The following is a 16,937-nucleotide window of genomic DNA, read 5'->3' as shown; positions in this document are numbered from 1 at the left end:
TCAACGGCCAACCAGGCCGGTTGCAATTCCAGGAACCAGAATGACGGCGCAGAGCACCACCACCATAATGAGGGCAAAGGGGGCTGAACCGCGGAACACTTCACCCAGCGTCACACCCTGATCGCGCAGGGTCGCCTGCACGACAAAGACCGACAGGCCCAATGGCGGGGTCAGCAATCCGATTTCGACCGCCAGAACCGTCACAAGACCGAAATGCACCACGTCGATGCCCAATTCCTGTGTGATCGGAAAGGCCAGCGGGACGGTCACCAGCATGATCGACGAGCTGTCCAGTATCGTTCCCATGGCCGCCACGATCAGTGCGAACAGAAACAGGAATCCCAACGGCCCGATCCCGCTGGACACCGCCCATCCCGTGACCGAGGCGGGCACACCTGAAAACGCCAGCATTCGCCCATAGATTGACGCGCCAACGATCAGGAAACACACAGCGGCAGTGATATGGCCGGTCTGTACCGCGATGCGCCATGCGCCAGAGGTGCCGATCCGCCGCATGGCAAAGGCGAGCGCCAGCGCTGCGGCTGCGCCCACGGCCCCAGCTTCGGTCGGGGTGAAAAAACCAGCATAGATCCCGCCCAGAACCAGCGCCGCCAGCCCGAGAACTGGCACGATCAGGAAGGTCGGTGTCGTGTCGTCAAGCCCGCCCATCGTGCGGGGACCGTCAAACAGTTCGGGACGGAACCGGCCCAACAACGTTAGATAAACGCCAAAGGCGAGCGCCAGAACCAGCCCCGGCCCGATCCCGCCGAGAAATAGATCACCAACTGAGCTGTCCGTTAGGATCGCGAACAGGATCAACAGAAGCGATGGCGGGATCAACATGCCCAAAACGCTGGACCCGGCAACCGTGCCCACGGCCACCGTCCTGCTGGTTCCGGCGGCGACCATCTGCGGCACTGCCACTTTGGAAAACACCGCTGCCGAGGCGATGGAGATTCCGGTGATTGCGGCAAACACCGCATTGCTCAGCACGGTTGCGACGCCCAAACCACCGCGCCAGCGCTGCATGGATCGTGCGATAATGGCAAAGGTATCACGCCCCAGCCCGGATTCGCTGACAGCCAGCCCCATCAGAACGAACAGAGGCACCACGCCGAACGTATATTCGGCAATTGAATCCGTACCCGCCAGCGCCACGAAATTCAGCGCCAGAGCCGTCTTGCCGGTGATCGCCCACATGCCGAGAAATGAAATCCCCGCCAGCGCGATGGCCACATGCATCCCGGCATAGATCGCCAACCCGATCGCGGCCAGCGACAGGTATCCGATCATCAGATTGTCCATCAGGCCGCCACCTTGCGGGCTGCGGATATTGCCGACATCAAGAACGACAGCGCCAGCAACGCAGCGCCTCCGGCGACGATGGCCAGAAACGGCCAGACCGGCATCTGAAAATGACCCGCGATCCCTTCCATCTCGCCGCGTTCAAAGGCTCGAACTGCCTTGGGCCAGACTGCGCGTGCAATCATCAGCGAAACCGCGACCCCGGCCAATTGCATCACCAGATCCAACAGCGCCCCGATCCGAGGCCGCCGTTTCATCAGCAACCCCAGCACCGCGTCCGAGCGGATCAGTTCGCCGTTGCGATGGGTATGGGCGACCTGGAGGAATACGATCCCGACAATGGAGAACTTTACCATCTCGGGTACACCCGCGATGGGCGACAGAAACGCATTGCGGCCGATCACATCCGCAAGGATCAAGACCATCAACAATAGGATCCAAACCGTCGCGGCAACATTGGCAACAGACATGATGCCGTCGGCAATGCGCCCGACCAACCCTCTGGGGGCCGCCAAGTGGCTTACTCCACCGTCCAGTCGCGGGGCAGCATCACACCGGCATCTTTCAGCTCTTGCATATAGGTGTTGACCACCCCGGTACCGTCCAGACCCTGTTCATCCAGCGCCCGCGCCCAGTCGCCAGCAATGTCAGGCAAAGACTGCGCCCACTCCAGACGCTGCTCCGCCGGCAAAACGCTGACCTTCGCGCCCCCGGCCTCCATACCTTCAAAGGCTGCAACGACACGCTGTTCCAGTCCGGCGCGATAGGCCACCGCAAAATCGTCGACACCGGTGCGGATCGCCTGCTGGACTGCGTCAGGCAGTTCCTCGAACCAGCTTTTCTTGGCAACAATGGCCCCGGCATATTGCGCCCCAAAACCGGTGCGGGTCACATAGGGTGCAACCTCGTACAGCTTGGCAGCGGCTGCAGCCGTTGGAAACACGATTACGCCTTCGGCGACACCGGTCTGAATGTCGTTATAGTAGGTGGTCAAATTCCCCGATACACCAACCGCGCCAGTTTCCTTGAGCCAATTCACCGCCGGACCTGGTGCGTTGATCTTGCGTCCCTTCAGGTCTGCCATGCTGTTGACCGGAAAGTTGGTCATCAGCAGGTAATCTTCCAGTCCGAACCCGCCGCCGAGATACTCCATGTCATGGTTTTCCCAGAGCTTTCGCATGTCCGGGATGGTTTCATGCATCTTGTCGACCGCGCCAAACACGATATCCACCTCGGGTGACCCGAACGGTGTTGCATAGGTCACATTTTGCAAGCTCAGCAACGATGGCTCAAACAGCGAGCTGACGATCCCGATCTGCGCCAGCCCGTCTTCGATCACTTCAAGTTCGCCGCCGACCTTGGCCAGCGTGCCACCATAGGCTTCCATCCAGTCGATCGAATAGTCGCTGCCCTCCAACGCCTCGTTTACCGCCGGGATAAAGGTTTCTGACAGGGTTTTAACCCACAGAAATACTGGCGGATGTCCGGCCACAACGGTGGCATCAATTGTGTCAGCCCGCGCAGCCGGGGCCAACGCGGCGGCAACCGCACAAGCGGCCACGCCGCTGCGAAGCAATGTCAAGAATTCCATCCTGTTCCTCCCTTGGGCCGGTCCTCCGCAGCCCTTGGAAAACTATCTGAACGGTCGTATAAATTGTCAAGATCAATCTGTTAGACCCGATCCCGAGAAAAATCGCCATGATCGAAAATGCCCTGCCAGTACAGACAGACGGACGCCTGCTGCGCGGCGAAGCCACGCGCGAGCGGGTGCTGGACGCGGCAGAGCGCCTGTTTGCCGCCGAGGGATTCGATGCCGTGTCGATCCGCCGTATCGCGGCCGAGGCTGGTGTCACACTTGGAGTCGTGGGGTTTCACGGTGGTCCGAAACAGAACCTGATGCGCACCGTTCTGGAGCGCCGCGTCGAGGCGTTGAGCACCAGACGCCTCGCCGCTCTTGAGGCATTGCGGGCCGCAAATAGCCCGCCTGCCCTGCGCGATCTGGTTGATGCCTATCTAACACCCTATCTGGAATACGCTTCGCAGGGTGATCCGCAATGGCGCGCCTATGCCCGCTTGATCGCGCGGATTGCCAACGATGATCGCTGGTATCCTTCTGTCGGCGGTCTTTATGATCCGGTTGCGCGTGAATACCTGCAGGCGATGCAACAGGCCCGCCCGGACGCGCCGCAGCAAGAGCTGGCCACCGCCCTCACCTTGACGGTCGCCTCGATGCTGTCATTGGTCGCAAGTCGCGCCCGCATAGCCGGGTTGTCAAACCGCGCACCCGGCAGCCCGATGGAATACCGCGATACGCTGATCACCTTTTGCATGGGCGGGATCGACGCGGTGTCCTCGACCTAGCCCGCCCTATGCCGTCTGCGTACTGAGGCCGGTCGTCCGTTGAGGTTCAAGGTCGCATCGGCGCGTGGAGATTGACTGACCACCCGTCCATTGGCGACAACATACAACCGACTGGCCCGCAACCTCAGCGCCTCAACCGGGTCACCTGCGTCCAAGACAACCAACGACGCCTTTGCGCCGACATGCAGCCCGTAATCCGCCAGTCCCAGCGTGCGAGCATTGTTGACCGTGACCATGTCAAAACAGGTTCGCATCTCGTCCGGGCTGGTCATCTGCGCCACGTGCAGCCCCATGAACGCGACGTCGAGCATGTCTGCGGTGCCCAGTGAATACCACGGATCAAGGACGCAATCCTGCCCCCAGCCGACATTGATCCCCATCGCCAACATCTCTTTGACCCGCGTCAACCCGCGCCGTTTCGGATAGGTGTCGTGCCGACCCTGCAGCACGATATTGATCAACGGGTTCGGAATGGCGCTGATTTCGGCCTCGGCGATCAGCGGCAACAACTTGGAGACATAGTAGTTGTCCATCGAATGCATCGACGTCAGATGCGACCCGGCGACCCGGCCCTGCAGGCTCAGGCGCTGTGTCTCGTAGGCCAGTGTTTCGATGTGACGCGACATGGGATCGTCTGTTTCGTCGCAGTGCATATCAACCTGCAATCCGCGTTCGGCGGCAATTTCGCACAGTTCTGTCACAGACGCCGCGCCATCCGCCATGGTCCGTTCGAAATGTGGAATGCCACCGACAACATCCACCCCCATATCCAGCGCGCGGATGGTATTGGCCCGGGCCGTCGGGTCGCGGTAAAATCCGTCCTGTGGAAAGGCGACGAGTTGCAGATCGATGTAATCCTTGACCTGTTCGCGCACCTGCAACAACGCCTCGACGCCCAGCAACCGGTCATCGCAGGTGTCAACGTGGCTGCGGATCGCCAGCAATCCCATGCTGGCGGCCCAGTCGCAATATTGCAGGGCGCGGGCGATCACGTCGTCCTGGGTCATGACCTGTTTGAGCTCACCCCACAGGCCGATCCCCTCGAGCAAGGTTCCCGACGCATTTATGCGCGGCAAACCATAAGACAGGGTCGCGTCCATGTGGAAATGCGGGTCCACGAAAGGCGGGCTGACAAGATCCCCCGTCGCATCGATCACCTGCCCGGCGGAGGCATCACCGAGGGCGTCAATCACGGTGATCCGATCACCCTTGATGCCGATGTCGCGGGTTTGGCCATCGGGCGAGGTGCCGCCTTTGACGATCAGATCAAACATCAACGCTCTCCTTTGTTGAAAGGCACCATAAGGGCGGCAGGAACCTCGGCACGGCGCGACATGGCGACGAGCGCGAGGATGGACAGAATATAGGGCATCATCAGGAAAATCTGGTACGGGAACGCGGCGCCAAAGCTGGTTTGTTGAACGCGTATCTGCAAGGCATCGAATGCCGCAAAGAGGATCGCGCCAAGTAGCGCCTTGCCGGGGCGCCACGAGCCAAAAACAACCAGCGCGATGCAGATCCAGCCGCGCCCGTTGACCATTTCGAAAAAGAAACTGTCAAACGCCGACATCGTCAGAAAGGCTCCGCCCATGGCCATGAAACCGCTGCCAATGATGACGGCTGCCATACGGATAGCTGTGACGGACAGGCCCTGTGCCGCGACGGCAGCAGGGTTTTCGCCCACCGCACGTACCGCCAAACCAACCGGTGTTCGATAGAGCACCAAGGCCACAACCCCGACCAACACGAACGCCAGATAGGTGAACGGGGTCTGCGAGAACATGGCCGGGCCGAGCAGAGGTATGTCTGACAGGATCGGGATCTCGTAAGGTTGGAAGGCCACGATCTTTGGCGGGTTGGTAACTTCGGGCAACGCAAGACGATAGGCGTAGTAGGTCGAAGACGTCGCAAGCAAGGTAACGCCCAGTCCGACAACGTGCTGCGACAGCCCGAACGGCACCGTCAGGATGCTGTGAACGAGGCCGAACAGCATTCCAACGACCATTGCCACGCAGACCCCGACCCAAAGCCCGGTACCCGAATAGACCGCCATCCATCCGGCAAAGGCGCCGGCGACCATGATTCCCTCGATCCCAAGGTTCAGAACGCCAGCGCGCTCGCAAATCAGCTCGCCCAGGGTGGCAAAGATCAGCGGCGTGGCGATGCGGATCGCGGCGGCCCAGAAACTGGCGGTGAACAGGATTTCGATGATTTCCATCCCTAATCCCTCACCACGCGAAAGCGGGTCAGCATGATTGCCAGAACCACGAGGAGGAGCGCTGTCGCAAGCATAATGTCAGCCAGATAGGTGGGCACATCGGCGGCGCGGCTCATGCTGTCGGCACCGACAAAGACGCCTGCCACGAACAATGCCGCGACAATCACGCCAATCGGATTGAGCAGCGCCAGCATCGCGACGATGATGCCGGTATAGCCAAAGCCAGGCGACAGATCGAGCGTCAGACTGCCTTTCAGCCCTGCCACTTCGGAAAAGCCGCCAAGGGCAGCAAGCCCGCCGGACAAGAGCGCAGTCTTGACCAGGACCAGATTGACGGGGATGCCCGCAAACGCTGCAGCGTCCTTGTTCAGACCCACGGCGCGCATCTCAAACCCCAGCGTGCTGCGCGTCTGGATCACCCAGATCGCCACCGCCGAAATGATGGCAAGCGCAAACCCCCAGTGCACCCGCAAGCCTTCGAATATGCGCGGCAGCCGCGCTTCGGCGATGACCCTAGCGGATTTTGGCCAGCCCATACCCATCGGATCCTTTAGCGGGCCTTCCAGCAGCATCGAGATAAAGAGCAGGAAGATGAAGTTGAAAAGTAGCGTCGTGACCACTTCGTCCACGCCAAATCGGGTTTTCAGCAAGGCCGGCACCAAAAGCAGCACCGCCCCGGCAAGGATCGCGGCGATCGCGAGCAAAGGCAAAAGGGCAAAACTTGGCCATGGCAGCAGGCCCGTGCCAAGAACGACGGTCATCAGCGCACCGGCATAGAGCTGCGCCTCGGCACCGATGTTCCAGAATTTTGCCCGAAACGCGACGGCGGCGGCGAGACCGGTAAATATCAGCGGCGTGGCGCGGTTGAGGGTTTCCAGAATCGCGAATTTTGACCCGAACGCACCCTTGAGGATCAACCCAAGCACCGAAAACGGATTTGCGCCCGCGACACTGGCAAGCAATGATGCGATCACGATTGTCGTCACAAGTGCGAGCACCACCGGCAGCACCTTGCGCGCCACCGTCGGGTTTTGGATCGGCTCAAGTCGCATGCTGCACCTGCGTCTCAAATCCCTGACCGGCCATCCAGATGCCCAACTCTGCCGGGGTCTTCTCGCCTCGATCAAACGCGGGTGAAAGTCGTCCATCGGCAATCACGTGAATCACATCGGACAAGGCCATGATTTCATCGAGGTCTTCAGAGATCAAAAGTACGGCCGCTCCGCGATCCCGCGCATCCAGCAACTGGCTGTGCACATAATTCACCGCGCCGATATCCAGCCCGCGCACGGGTTGGTTGGCCAGAATGATCTGTGGGCCAGCCTCAAGCACGCGTCCAAGGATCAGTTTTTGCATATTGCCACCTGACAGCAGGCGGATACGTGTATCCGCTCCGGGACAGCGCACGTCGAATTTGGTGATGATCTCATCGGCAAAGGCGCGCGACTTACGCCAGTCGAGCCAGCCATGCCTGCTGAACGGGGCGCCCTTGTATCTTTCGAGGATGGCATTTTCGGTCAGATCGAAATCCGCAATCGTCCCCGTCTTGTGACGATCTTCGGGAATGCGGGCAATGCCGCTGCGGACGGCGTTTCGTGGCGACCAGCCGTGCAACTCCTTGCCGTTCAGAACGATCTCGCCCTGTTCCGGCGCGCGCATCCCGCCCACCAGATCAGCCAGGGCCGCCTGCCCGTTCCCGGACACGCCTGCGAGGCCACAGATTTGACCGGCCATGAGGGTCAGATCGACCGATTTGAGTCCCGGCGCGCTTCCGATATTTGGGGTAGATACCTCGCGCAACTCAAAGAGCGCCCGCCCCGGCGTGCCCGGCGCGATCTCTGGCGGCTCCGCTTGGGCGCCCATCATCATGGCGGCCAAGGCATGCGTATCCGTGTCAGCCGTACGCACGCCGCCGACCACTTCCCCATGCCTCAGAACGACGACACGGTCCGCAATCGCCATCACCTCGTGCAATTTGTGAGAGATGAAGATCACCGACAGACCGTTGGCGATAGCCTGCCTCAATGTCGCGAACAGATCGTCGGCCTCTTGTGGCGTCAGCACGGCGGTTGGTTCGTCCAGAATGAGAATGCGAACGTCGCGATAGAGCGCCTTGAGGATTTCGACGCGCTGGCGTTCGCCGACTGTCAGGCTCCCGACGCGGGCATCCGGCGACACGGCGAGATGAAAGCGTTCTGACAAATCGACGATCCGCGCCCGTGCCGCAGCGCGGTCCAGCCCAAGGCTGAACAAGGATCGCACACCAAGCGTGATGTTTTCCTGAACCGTCATGTTGTCGGCAAGCGTGAAATGCTGGTGCACCATGCCGACGCCCGCATCCAGCGCCGCACGGGAATTGCCCGGAGGCAGGGTCTGACCAAACACCTCAACGCTTCCGCCATCGGGGGTGTATTGGCCAAACAGAATGTTCATCAATGTGGTCTTGCCCGCCCCGTTTTCACCGAGCAGGGCAACGACCTCACCTTTGCCCACGGAGAAGCTGACCGCATCATTTGCGGTCAGCTCCCCAAAGCGTTTGGTGATGTCATTCAGGCGAAGAGCGTCCGCCGAGCCTTGATTCATGACCGATCAGGACGACTTTGGTTCTTCGTCATTGATTTCAACCGTAAAGGCCCCCGACTTGATTTCTGCCTCTCGTTTGGCAACGAGTTCAAGTGCCTCCGCCGGCACCTTGCCCTCGAATGTTCCCATCGGTGCGAGCGATGTCCCGCCTTGATTCATGAAGGAATAGACACCGTAGTCGGCGGCGGTAAAGGTCCCGGCCTGAACTTCGGAAATGGCCTTGTCGAGCGTCGGTTCAAAATGCCAGAGGGCCGAGGCGACGACCGTATCGGGATAGTCGCCTTGGGTGTCGATCACGTTGCCGATCGCCAGAACGCCTTTTTCCTTGGCTGCATCCGAAACGCCAAAGCGCTCGGCATAGAGCACATCGGCGCCATTCTCGATCATCGCGAACGCGGTTTCCTTGGCTTTGGGCGGGTCAAACCAGCTACCGATAAAGCTGACCTGGAATTTGATATCCGGGTTCATCTCAGAAGCACCTGCCATAAAGGCATGCATCAGCCGGTTGACTTCGGGGATCGGAAAGCCGCCCACCATGCCGATATTGCCTGATTTGGTCATGGCCCCGGCGATGATGCCGGACAGGTAAGACCCATCTTGAATGTAATTGTCGAAAACGGCGAAATTCGGCACCGACGGATCTTCCTTAAAGCTGGACCCCATCAGGAACGCCACATCCGGATAGTCCGCCGCAACTTCGCGCGCCTCTTGTTCGGCACCAAAGACTTCGCCGATGATCAGCTTGTTACCTGCCTCTGCATATTCGCGAAGCACACGGGGATAATCGGTATTGCTGACGTTTTCGGAAAATTCGTACGCGATGTCGCCCCGTTCCTGAGCGGTCAGCGCCGCCTTGTGGATACGGCTGACCCATTGCTGTTCGATCGGAACGGTATAGACGCCTGCGGTCTTGATCGGTTCAGCAGCGATTGCGCGTGTGGCACCGAAACTGCCCGCCAAAAGCGACGTTGCTGCAGTCGTCGCCAGAAAACGGCGGCGGGAAAAGTGTGTTGTTCTTGTCATTATTTGAACCCCCAGAGTTGGACCTGAGCATGTAGCATCAAATTTTGCCAAATGGTCAAGAAATGAAATGGCATTCTGCTCCCTATTCGCGGTTCAGTCTGGCGGGCGCCTATGATCACGGCAGGTGCAAGGGTCGGTTAGGCGACTTCGAGGGACAGTGGTTGAAGCGACTTGGTCGCTTCGCGGAAGACCCGGAACCGGGCATCATGGTACTGTCTTTGATCAGCATTCGGGCGGTAGGTAACATATTGATCCTGTGCCGTATCCCTTTTGGTTGATGACGAAGGTGGAATTCTGGCCGCACCCAAAAGACCGGTTTCGCTGTTTTCCGGCACCCGGACCGGCCTGCCGAGGATGTCCGCCTTGAGTTGGCACAATTCGGGACTACCGGACAGCCCGCCGGAAAAGCTGACGTATGTGACGCCATCGCCAATGGCGCGTTCGGCGCGGTGCAACACGTCGCGAGACAGATAGTTGATACCCTCGGCGACTCCCCGAATGAAATCCGGGTTCTCGTGAAAGCTGCTCAACCCGAGAAAGGCACCGCGCATATCGGAATCCCAATGCGGCGTTCGTTCTCCGTCAAGATAGGGCAGGAACAACGGGGCGCTGCCCCGATCGCGCAACGCGCGCTTTAGCGCAAGGTCTCTTGGGAGGTCCGGGCAAAACCGGTCAAGCGCCCAGTCAATGCGTGTCGAAGCGCCCTGACTTGGCCCCCCCAATTGCCACAAGCCCGGCCCCCATTCGACAGTCAGCAGACCCGGAGCGGAGCTGTGTGTCTGTGACAGGACACCAGAGACGTCGCTGGTTCCCGAGATGTTGTAGGCTGCCCCGTCTTTCAAAGCACCAGAACCCAGTACGCAGCACCACGTGTCGAATGAACCGCAATAGACCGGGATACCGGACATTTCCGACAACGGATAAGGCAGCCCCGGCAAAAGGGTTCCGATCTGATCGTATGGTGACTTTCTCGACGGCAGAAAGCCGAGATTGATACCAAGCGCTGACAGCAAGGCGTCAGGCCCGGCCGCAAGGTTGCGGGTCATTGGCATCTGCGAGATTTGGTCGGACACGGCGTTTCCGGTCAGCCGTAGGTTAAGATAATCCTTTGGTTCCAATATCTTATGAATCATACTCCATGTATCAGGTTCATAGACGCGGAGCCAGAGCAGCCGGGCAAGTGGGTCAAACGGGTTGAGCACCTCTAGCGCATCGGCCACCTCGGATGGTGCATTGGCGCGAAACTCTTCAAGTGCCTCGGTCGCCCGTGAGTCCTGAAAGGTTATTGCCGGACGAACTGGTGATCCGTTTTTATCCAGAAAAACCTGCGTGCGGGTAAAGCCGCACCCTGCGACCGCCGTAACCGATGCGAAATCGTGCCCTTCTGCGGCGAGTTCGGCACAACCATCTTCGAAGGCCTGCCACCAGACGGCTGGTTCGACTTCGAAATGACCGTCATGTTTGTGTTCGATGGCGATGGGCTTGCGGATATAGGCAAGAAACCTGCCATCCGGCGCCACCAGCGCTAAGCGCAAGCTGCTGCCACCAAGATCGAAGGCCAGTATCTGAGACATTTGACAGCTCGCAGTTTAGTCTAGTGTTTTTCGATCCGATGGCTTCGCCATGGGTCGGTTATTGCCGTCAATGAACACGATTGGACGCGCCGCTCAGGATGTAATGTGACAAGCTGTCGGCAGTGAGGTCGCCGCCTTCCAGGCTGATTTGGTTTTCACCGGTACGCAAAATCGAGACACGATCAGCCAGCGCAGCCACATCTTGCATGGCATGGCTGATCAGCACCACGGTCTTGCCCGCATCCTTGAGCGACCGGACCAATCCGAGAACCTGTTCGGTTTCACGTACGCCCAAGGCAGCGGTTGGTTCGTCCAGAATGACGACATTGGCGTTCCACCGGAGCGCTCTGCAGATCGCCACGGCCTGACGCTGTCCGCCCGACAGTTCGTTCACCTTTGCATTCATGTCGGTGATCGATTTGTTGAGCAGCGACATATAACCAATCGCCTCTTGTCGCATGCGTTTCTTGTCAAGCAACCGAAGCCCCATGACATTGCGCGTCAACTCGGCCCCCATGAAGATATTCTGATAGATCGTCATCTCTGGCGCGACGGCGAGGTCCTGATGGATCGTCGCCAGACCGGCCCTCAGCGACGCATTGGGCGTGTCGAAATGGCTGGGGCGATCATCGACGAGAATTTCGCCATCGTCGGGTTGCTCTACCCCGGCCAGAATCTTGATGAGAGTTGACTTTCCAGCACCATTGTCGCCACAGATCGCGTGGATCTCACCCTCGTGAATATCTACGCTGACGCCGCGCAAGGCTTTGACAGCGCCGTAATTCTTGAAGATGTTTCTCGCGGCGATCTTTACCGACATGATGTTCTCGCACTTTGAACCAGAAAGGTCTTATCGTCCGTTATTGCAGGAAATCGTCGACGTTGGAATTGTCCACCAGCGTTGCCGGAATGAACAGATACGGACCGGGAACAAGGTCTTCCTTGGCCGTGCCGTCCACGGCGATTGCATTCATCATTTCCACGGCCTGTGCCGCCATATCCTCGAACGGGATGGAGACAGTCGCCGTCATCATCGATTCAGGATCCTTGATCCGACGAAAGACTTCCTGACCGCCATCAATCGAAACCAGCGAAACGTCGCCTTTGGCAAGCCCGCTCTCTTTGAGCAGATCGTCGATGATCAGCGCCTGACCATCAAATGACGCCCAAACACCATCAAAATTGCCACCGTTTTGCAGGATCAGCGCGCTCATGCCGTTTCGCACGTCATCCTGCCAGCTCTTCGTGCGGGCCATCGAGTGTTCACCGACGATCTCGACTTGCGGGTTTTCAACCAGAACAGCATCGAGAATGGTACCTCTGATGCGCGCTCCGGTATTGGATTCAAATCGTTGGGCGAGGATCTTGCCCTCGAAATCAATTGTGCCCAACAGATAGATCGCAGCTTCAGCGGCCATGATGTATTCGTTTGGTGTGACGTCGAACAGCGTATGCGGGCTGGCGCCGCTGGAGATGGTGATAACCGGGATTTCCGCGTCTTTCGCTGCTAGGAACTGGCCATCGAACTGTACCGGTTTGGACATGCACAGAATAAGGCCATCGACCCCTTTCAGGATCAGGTTGTCCAACTGCGACGCATGGGTTTCCAATGACCCGTTCGAGTTCAGAACCTGTGTGTCCCACCCGAGCTTTTCCGCCTCGGCGCCGACCGTGTTTGCGCAACGCGCCTGCGTCTCGGCGGACATCTGGAACGCCACGACACCCAGCTCAAACGCAGCGGCTTGTCCTGCGGCAAAGCTCGCACCCGCCAACCCGGTTGCCATGATCAGTTTTTTGAAATGTTTCATTTTTCTTCCTCCTGTTGCTCTCAAAGAGCGAATGCAGCCCGCTTTAAGACGGATGCCGATACGGCAACCGACACGATAATGATGATCCCTAACATGATATCCTGAATGTAATATTGCGCGCCGAGCAGTACCAAACCGTTCGACAACATCACGATGATCAACGCGCCGACAAAAGTCCCGAGAATATTCGGTTTGGCCGGGGTGAACATGGTCATCCCCAGCAAGGTGGCCGCGATACCGTTCAGCAGAAAATCTCCGGCCATCTGCGGTGCGGCCGAGGACAGGTTCGCGACCAGAAAGACCGCAGTAATTCCAGCCGCCAGACCAGACAGGATCAACCCCAGGGCCTTGCACCGGCGGGTGTTGATGCCAGAGCGGCGGGCGGCCTCTTCGTTCTCGCCGGTGGCTTGCAGATGAACGCCCGTCCGGGTCTGCGTTGACAGCACCCACGCGACGCCGAATAGAATCAGCGCAAACAAGATGATGACCGGGATTGCGCCGATCTTGCCCCGACCGAGATAGAGAAAATTCGGATCCCAACGTCCGACAAAGGCCACCCCGCCAGTGATCATGAACGCCAAGCCGTTTGCGACCGATGCGGTTCCGAGGGTCGAAATCAGAGATGGCACCTTTAGGACCGTAACAAGAAACCCGTTCAGCATGCCCGCGACAATCCCGGCACAAAGCCCGGCGGCAACAGCCAGAGGCCAGCCGATGTCCACCGAAATCAAGCTGCCGATCACGACGGCAGACAGGCTGCAGACATTGGCAAAGGACAGATCAAGTTCCGAAGTTATCAGCGCAAAGGTGAACCCAAAGCCAAGCACGGAAAGAAAGCTGACCTGCTTGAGCACGTTCAGCAGATTGGCTGTCGATGCGAAATTGTTTGCAAATAGCATCAAGAACACGAACAGCGCAATCCCGGCGAGAAACGTCCCGTAGACCTCGATGATCTTCTTTGCGGTCATCCAAGGCACTCCGGCGGGCAGGCCTTGGCCCAGAATGGGTCTCTCGGGCGGTCCGCGTCGTGATCCCGGTATCCGTCCGGCGCGGGGCTGACATCGCCCCACCATCCATGGGCACAAACCGATCGCCACGCCATCTGATCCTCAAGCGTTTGCTCCGGCGTGTCATGGGCGACCTTGAGACTTTGCCAAGCTGCTCGCACGGCCTGATCCGCATCATCCGAGGGCGAGACGCAATAGTCAAAGAATGCGCCAGTCAGTGCTTCCATTTCAGCAGCAATCTCGGGCCACTCATCGCGCGATAGCTTCCAGGCGCCCATCCAGTCAGAAACCACGGCCTCAACCGCCTGCTCCCTGCCCCGTTCCATGAATTTCGCCGTGGTCAGCAACATGTGCCGAGTCAGTTCGGCGGCCGCGTGATCCCGCCGTGCCTGTTGCGCTGCGACCTTCATGGCATCAATCGAGCGTTCCGCCTCGTGCGTCAGTTCGGCAAGCATATGTGTCATGATTTGGCCTTTGAGTCTGATTCATGGCGGTGATCAAGAGAGCGCAGGCTGACTGCAACACGGGCAAACATCTGGTCGGCATCCAAGGCACCGATCACATGCGCATTGGGAGGTTCCTGGCTGCGCCCCCACCAGTCGATCGTCGATCTGCCCACTGTCGGGCCCTCGGCGGTTTCAATGGCGACATGGCAATCACGCCCTTCAAACAGGTCGGGCCATAACAGGTAGGCGATGACGCAGGGGTCATGCATCGGATGACCCTTGTCGCCACCCAGTGCCGCACCTCCCGCGCGATTCCGCCGCAGCATCGACAGCACCTGTGCCTGCACCGGCGCAGTGCCATCAAGATCGCCCAGCCGCTCGGTTGACGCCACGGCCTGATAGGTCGCGTTCAAAGGAAACAGAGTGATCGGGATGGCGGAGTCGAATACGATGGCGGCCGCATGGGGATCGACAAAAAAATTGAACTCGGCCGCAGCCGTTATGTTGCCCAGATCGCGGGCGCCGCCCATTATGATCAGCCGGTCGATCTTGGCAGCAATGTCCGGTGCCATTCTCAGGGCCAGAGCGATATTGGTCAACGGCCCGAGCGCACACAGCCTCAGCGGCACATCGCTTTGTCGCAAGTGATCGATCATGGCATTTACGGCATGCGGAGCAGCCGGCGCACGGCTCGCATCCGCAAGCTTCATTCCCGCCAACCCATCTTTTCCGCAAATAAACTCTGCGGTGTGCAGCGGCCTCAGGATCGGACGGTCGCACCCAGCATAAACCGGGACGTCAAGATCGCCCGCGAGTTCACAGATCCTGAGCGCGTTCAAGGTGGTCTGCGCAACCGGAACATTTCCAGCGACTGTCGTGATACCGACGACATCCAGCGCGTCTCTGGCACTCAGCGCCAGCAGGATAGCCAAGGCATCATCCGGTCCGGGATCAGTGTCGATCAGGATTGGGTGTTTCATCCAGAGTCTCGCGTTGACCTTACCATGATGCTTGCGGCATCGTTGCATTTATCTTAGTTGTTAAGATACATGCTATGTAAGAGAATTACCCACATGTCTGTCAATCCCCAAAGTTCAGATGCTGCGCCGCGCGACAAACAGGCACGGGTCGAGTTGCTGGAGCGAAAAATCCGCGAGGCGAACGCGCAGCGAACGCTTTATGGTGGCGTGCTCGCCGGAAAGCTTGGCCTTCATCAAACAGATCTGGAGTGCCTGTTCATGATCACGTTGAGCGAAAACGTCACGCCCGGGCAACTGGTGCAAGCAACCGGCCTCACAAGCGGAGCAATTACCGGCGTCGTGGATCGGATCGAGCGGGCGGGGTATATCAAGCGAGAACGGGACACAAACGATCGCCGGCGGGTGTTTCTGGTCCCAGACATGAAACGCATCGAAGAGATACGTACCATAAATAAGCGGACGAACGCAGCTTGGCTGGAAGAACTCGGCACCTATAGCGAGGCAGAGCTGAACTTTCTGCTGGATTTTGCAGATCGCAACTATGAGGCAGCCGTGAATGCGACTGTTGCCTTGCGGGATGAAACCGAGACCTCCTAGACTCGAATACGTTCCCTGCATCTTGTCTTGAGTATGACCTGGCCGGCTAAACCGCACGGGAATTTGGTCAGCAGATTCAGGTCGGCATTGTTGGCATTAACGTGCCGACTCCGACCCCCGTCACGACGGCCAAGAAAGTGTGCGGCTCTATATCCTGCAGAAATCGATCATGAAGCGTTGGCAGGGGAGCAACTGGAAAGGTGCCTAGTTTGCACCGTCAAACCGTGGGGTCAAACACCCAAGGCGTTGTGTTGCGGGTCATATGTTGGCTCAACAATATTCTTGAAATTTCTGCGAGAACTGTGACCAAGTCACCGACCTCATCCCGTTCCGCGCGCTATAGCTTGAGTGAGCAGACGAGGGATTCGCATATCTTTTCCCGACCGACACCATTCCACACTCGGCGTCGCCTCAATCGCGCGCGCCTTTGCAGAATCTTGCCGACGCTGCACGGCAATCTACGTTAGGACCCCTATATCGTGAGGGGCAAATCTACCAAGCCTCAAGTGGCTCAAGAAAGGAAATCAGAAAATGTCGAATGAGAAAATTATCGAGTATCTGCAACGTGCGGTGAACATGGAAATGACCGCTGCCCATCAATACCAGTTGCATGCCCATACACTGGACGATTGGGGTTTGACAAAACTCGCCGCGCAGATGCGTACGGAAATGACTGAAGAACTCGGCCACTCGGATCTGTTCATCGAACGCCTGATGTTTCTCAAGGCCACGCCGGAGATCGCGTTTGACAAGGCCCCACGAAAGGCTGCCTCGCTGCCGGAGATGTTCAAGTCCGACCTCGCCGATGAAGAGGAAGCGATCGAGGTTTACAGCAAGGCGGCTCTGCACGCGGCTGAGACCGGCGATATCGGCACCCGCACACTATTTGAGCAAATCGTCCTTGATGAAGAAGGGCACAAATCCTGGCTCGAACTCCAACTTGATCTGATCGACCGGATTGGCGAAAAAGCTTACTCTGCCAAGCTGATCTCATTTGCAGACGAAGAGGAAGCGTAACACGGAACGGCAAGATCC

Annotated in this window: 17 protein-coding genes; 3 read left to right on the top strand and 14 right to left on the bottom strand. The window is 58.6% G+C overall.

The window, feature by feature from the left end:
- From ABJO75_RS15065 to ABJO75_RS15055, 3 genes are read right to left on the bottom strand one after another with little or no spacing between them, the layout of a single operon-like run.
- Complete coding sequence (locus tag ABJO75_RS15065; protein WP_348134248.1) at positions 1–1,305, bottom strand: TRAP transporter large permease subunit; 1,305 nt, start codon at positions 1,303–1,305, stop codon at positions 1–3.
- Positions 1,305–1,820 carry a TRAP transporter small permease gene (locus ABJO75_RS15060; RefSeq protein ID WP_348134246.1) on the bottom strand — a complete coding sequence of 172 codons (516 nt, stop codon included), beginning with the start codon at positions 1,818–1,820 and terminating at the stop codon, positions 1,305–1,307. The genes ABJO75_RS15065 and ABJO75_RS15060 overlap by 1 nt, the downstream gene beginning before the upstream one ends.
- Positions 1,821–1,825: 5 nt before the next feature.
- Positions 1,826–2,896 (bottom strand): C4-dicarboxylate TRAP transporter substrate-binding protein, encoded by a 1,071-nt coding sequence (locus ABJO75_RS15055; protein ID WP_348134244.1) that lies wholly within the window; start codon positions 2,894–2,896, stop codon positions 1,826–1,828.
- 107 nt (positions 2,897–3,003) lie between these two features.
- Between ABJO75_RS15055 and ABJO75_RS15050 the strand changes: the two genes are divergently transcribed.
- A complete protein-coding gene (locus ABJO75_RS15050) occupies positions 3,004–3,666 on the top strand; it encodes a TetR/AcrR family transcriptional regulator (protein WP_348134242.1) in 663 nt (220 codons plus the stop codon).
- On the opposite strand, the gene ABJO75_RS15045 is transcribed toward ABJO75_RS15050, so the two are convergent.
- The 11 genes from ABJO75_RS15045 to ABJO75_RS14995 form a co-directional block, all read right to left on the bottom strand.
- The gene (locus tag ABJO75_RS15045; RefSeq protein WP_348134240.1) at positions 3,663–4,940 is read right to left on the bottom strand and encodes an amidohydrolase family protein; all 1,278 of its coding nucleotides are present in this window, start codon (positions 4,938–4,940) and stop codon (positions 3,663–3,665) included. The genes ABJO75_RS15050 and ABJO75_RS15045 overlap by 4 nt on opposite strands.
- Positions 4,940–5,884, bottom strand: a complete 945-nt coding sequence (locus tag ABJO75_RS15040) for an ABC transporter permease (RefSeq protein ID WP_348134238.1) — start codon at positions 5,882–5,884, stop codon at positions 4,940–4,942. Before ABJO75_RS15040 ends, ABJO75_RS15045 begins: the two co-directional genes overlap by 1 nt.
- 2 nt (positions 5,885–5,886) lie before the next feature.
- Positions 5,887–6,936, bottom strand: coding sequence for an ABC transporter permease (locus ABJO75_RS15035; protein WP_348134236.1), 1,050 nt, complete (start codon positions 6,934–6,936; stop codon positions 5,887–5,889).
- A complete protein-coding gene (locus tag ABJO75_RS15030; protein ID WP_348134234.1) occupies positions 6,926–8,467 on the bottom strand; it encodes an ABC transporter ATP-binding protein in 1,542 nt (513 codons plus the stop codon). The genes ABJO75_RS15035 and ABJO75_RS15030 overlap by 11 nt, the downstream gene beginning before the upstream one ends.
- 6 nt (positions 8,468–8,473) lie before the next feature.
- The gene (locus tag ABJO75_RS15025; RefSeq protein ID WP_348134232.1) at positions 8,474–9,490 is read right to left on the bottom strand and encodes a BMP family protein; all 1,017 of its coding nucleotides are present in this window, start codon (positions 9,488–9,490) and stop codon (positions 8,474–8,476) included.
- 137 nt (positions 9,491–9,627) lie between these two features.
- Positions 9,628–11,064, bottom strand: coding sequence for an FGGY-family carbohydrate kinase (locus ABJO75_RS15020; protein WP_348134230.1), 1,437 nt, complete (start codon positions 11,062–11,064; stop codon positions 9,628–9,630).
- Between the two features lie 67 nt (positions 11,065–11,131).
- The gene (locus ABJO75_RS15015; RefSeq protein ID WP_348134228.1) at positions 11,132–11,884 is read right to left on the bottom strand and encodes an ATP-binding cassette domain-containing protein; all 753 of its coding nucleotides are present in this window, start codon (positions 11,882–11,884) and stop codon (positions 11,132–11,134) included.
- 40 nt (positions 11,885–11,924) lie between these two features.
- The gene (locus ABJO75_RS15010) at positions 11,925–12,872 is read right to left on the bottom strand and encodes a sugar ABC transporter substrate-binding protein (RefSeq protein ID WP_348134226.1); all 948 of its coding nucleotides are present in this window, start codon (positions 12,870–12,872) and stop codon (positions 11,925–11,927) included.
- Positions 12,873–12,892: 20 nt separating this feature from the next.
- Positions 12,893–13,840 (bottom strand): ABC transporter permease, encoded by a 948-nt coding sequence (locus ABJO75_RS15005; protein ID WP_348134224.1) that lies wholly within the window; start codon positions 13,838–13,840, stop codon positions 12,893–12,895.
- On the bottom strand, positions 13,837–14,343 hold the full coding sequence (locus tag ABJO75_RS15000) for a hypothetical protein (RefSeq protein WP_348134222.1): 507 nt from the start codon (positions 14,341–14,343) through the stop codon (positions 13,837–13,839). The genes ABJO75_RS15005 and ABJO75_RS15000 overlap by 4 nt, the downstream gene beginning before the upstream one ends.
- Complete coding sequence (locus ABJO75_RS14995; RefSeq protein WP_348134220.1) at positions 14,340–15,305, bottom strand: nucleoside hydrolase; 966 nt, start codon at positions 15,303–15,305, stop codon at positions 14,340–14,342. The genes ABJO75_RS15000 and ABJO75_RS14995 overlap by 4 nt, the downstream gene beginning before the upstream one ends.
- Before the next feature lie 93 nt (positions 15,306–15,398).
- Between ABJO75_RS14995 and ABJO75_RS14990 the strand changes: the two genes are divergently transcribed.
- Together ABJO75_RS14990 and ABJO75_RS14985 are read left to right on the top strand one after the other, a co-directional pair.
- The gene (locus ABJO75_RS14990) at positions 15,399–15,902 is read left to right on the top strand and encodes a MarR family transcriptional regulator (protein ID WP_348134218.1); all 504 of its coding nucleotides are present in this window, start codon (positions 15,399–15,401) and stop codon (positions 15,900–15,902) included.
- A gap of 531 nt (positions 15,903–16,433) precedes the next feature.
- Positions 16,434–16,919 (top strand): bacterioferritin, encoded by a 486-nt coding sequence (locus ABJO75_RS14985; protein ID WP_348134216.1) that lies wholly within the window; start codon positions 16,434–16,436, stop codon positions 16,917–16,919.
- Positions 16,920–16,937: the final 18 nt, after the last annotated feature.

The sequence above is a fragment of the Sedimentitalea sp. genome, from assembly GCF_039973035.1.
In the GTDB taxonomy this organism is placed as follows: Bacteria; Pseudomonadota; Alphaproteobacteria; order Rhodobacterales; family Rhodobacteraceae; genus Sedimentitalea.
The sequence above is the reverse complement of the archived record's forward strand: the minus strand, read 5'-3'. Positions and strand labels throughout refer to the sequence as shown.

Excerpts from the sequence above, each read along its gene's own strand:
- ABJO75_RS15035 (WP_348134236.1), bottom strand. The coding sequence starts at position 6,936 with ATGCGACTTGAGCCGATCCAAAACCCGACGGTGGCGCGCAAGGTGCTG.
- ABJO75_RS14985 (WP_348134216.1), top strand. The coding sequence starts at position 16,434 with ATGTCGAATGAGAAAATTATCGAGTATCTGCAACGTGCGGTGAACATG.
- ABJO75_RS15000 (WP_348134222.1), bottom strand. The coding sequence starts at position 14,343 with ATGACACATATGCTTGCCGAACTGACGCACGAGGCGGAACGCTCGATT.
- ABJO75_RS15030 (WP_348134234.1), bottom strand. The coding sequence starts at position 8,467 with ATGAATCAAGGCTCGGCGGACGCTCTTCGCCTGAATGACATCACCAAA.
- ABJO75_RS15045 (WP_348134240.1), bottom strand. The coding sequence starts at position 4,940 with ATGTTTGATCTGATCGTCAAAGGCGGCACCTCGCCCGATGGCCAAACC.
- ABJO75_RS14990 (WP_348134218.1), top strand. The coding sequence starts at position 15,399 with ATGTCTGTCAATCCCCAAAGTTCAGATGCTGCGCCGCGCGACAAACAG.
- ABJO75_RS14995 (WP_348134220.1), bottom strand. The coding sequence starts at position 15,305 with ATGAAACACCCAATCCTGATCGACACTGATCCCGGACCGGATGATGCC.
- ABJO75_RS15015 (WP_348134228.1), bottom strand. The coding sequence starts at position 11,884 with ATGTCGGTAAAGATCGCCGCGAGAAACATCTTCAAGAATTACGGCGCT.
- ABJO75_RS15065 (WP_348134248.1), bottom strand. The coding sequence starts at position 1,305 with ATGGACAATCTGATGATCGGATACCTGTCGCTGGCCGCGATCGGGTTG.
- ABJO75_RS15040 (WP_348134238.1), bottom strand. The coding sequence starts at position 5,884 with ATGGAAATCATCGAAATCCTGTTCACCGCCAGTTTCTGGGCCGCCGCG.
- ABJO75_RS15055 (WP_348134244.1), bottom strand. The coding sequence starts at position 2,896 with ATGGAATTCTTGACATTGCTTCGCAGCGGCGTGGCCGCTTGTGCGGTT.
- ABJO75_RS15050 (WP_348134242.1), top strand. The coding sequence starts at position 3,004 with ATGATCGAAAATGCCCTGCCAGTACAGACAGACGGACGCCTGCTGCGC.
- ABJO75_RS15025 (WP_348134232.1), bottom strand. The coding sequence starts at position 9,490 with ATGACAAGAACAACACACTTTTCCCGCCGCCGTTTTCTGGCGACGACT.
- ABJO75_RS15010 (WP_348134226.1), bottom strand. The coding sequence starts at position 12,872 with ATGAAACATTTCAAAAAACTGATCATGGCAACCGGGTTGGCGGGTGCG.
- ABJO75_RS15005 (WP_348134224.1), bottom strand. The coding sequence starts at position 13,840 with ATGACCGCAAAGAAGATCATCGAGGTCTACGGGACGTTTCTCGCCGGG.
- ABJO75_RS15020 (WP_348134230.1), bottom strand. The coding sequence starts at position 11,064 with ATGTCTCAGATACTGGCCTTCGATCTTGGTGGCAGCAGCTTGCGCTTA.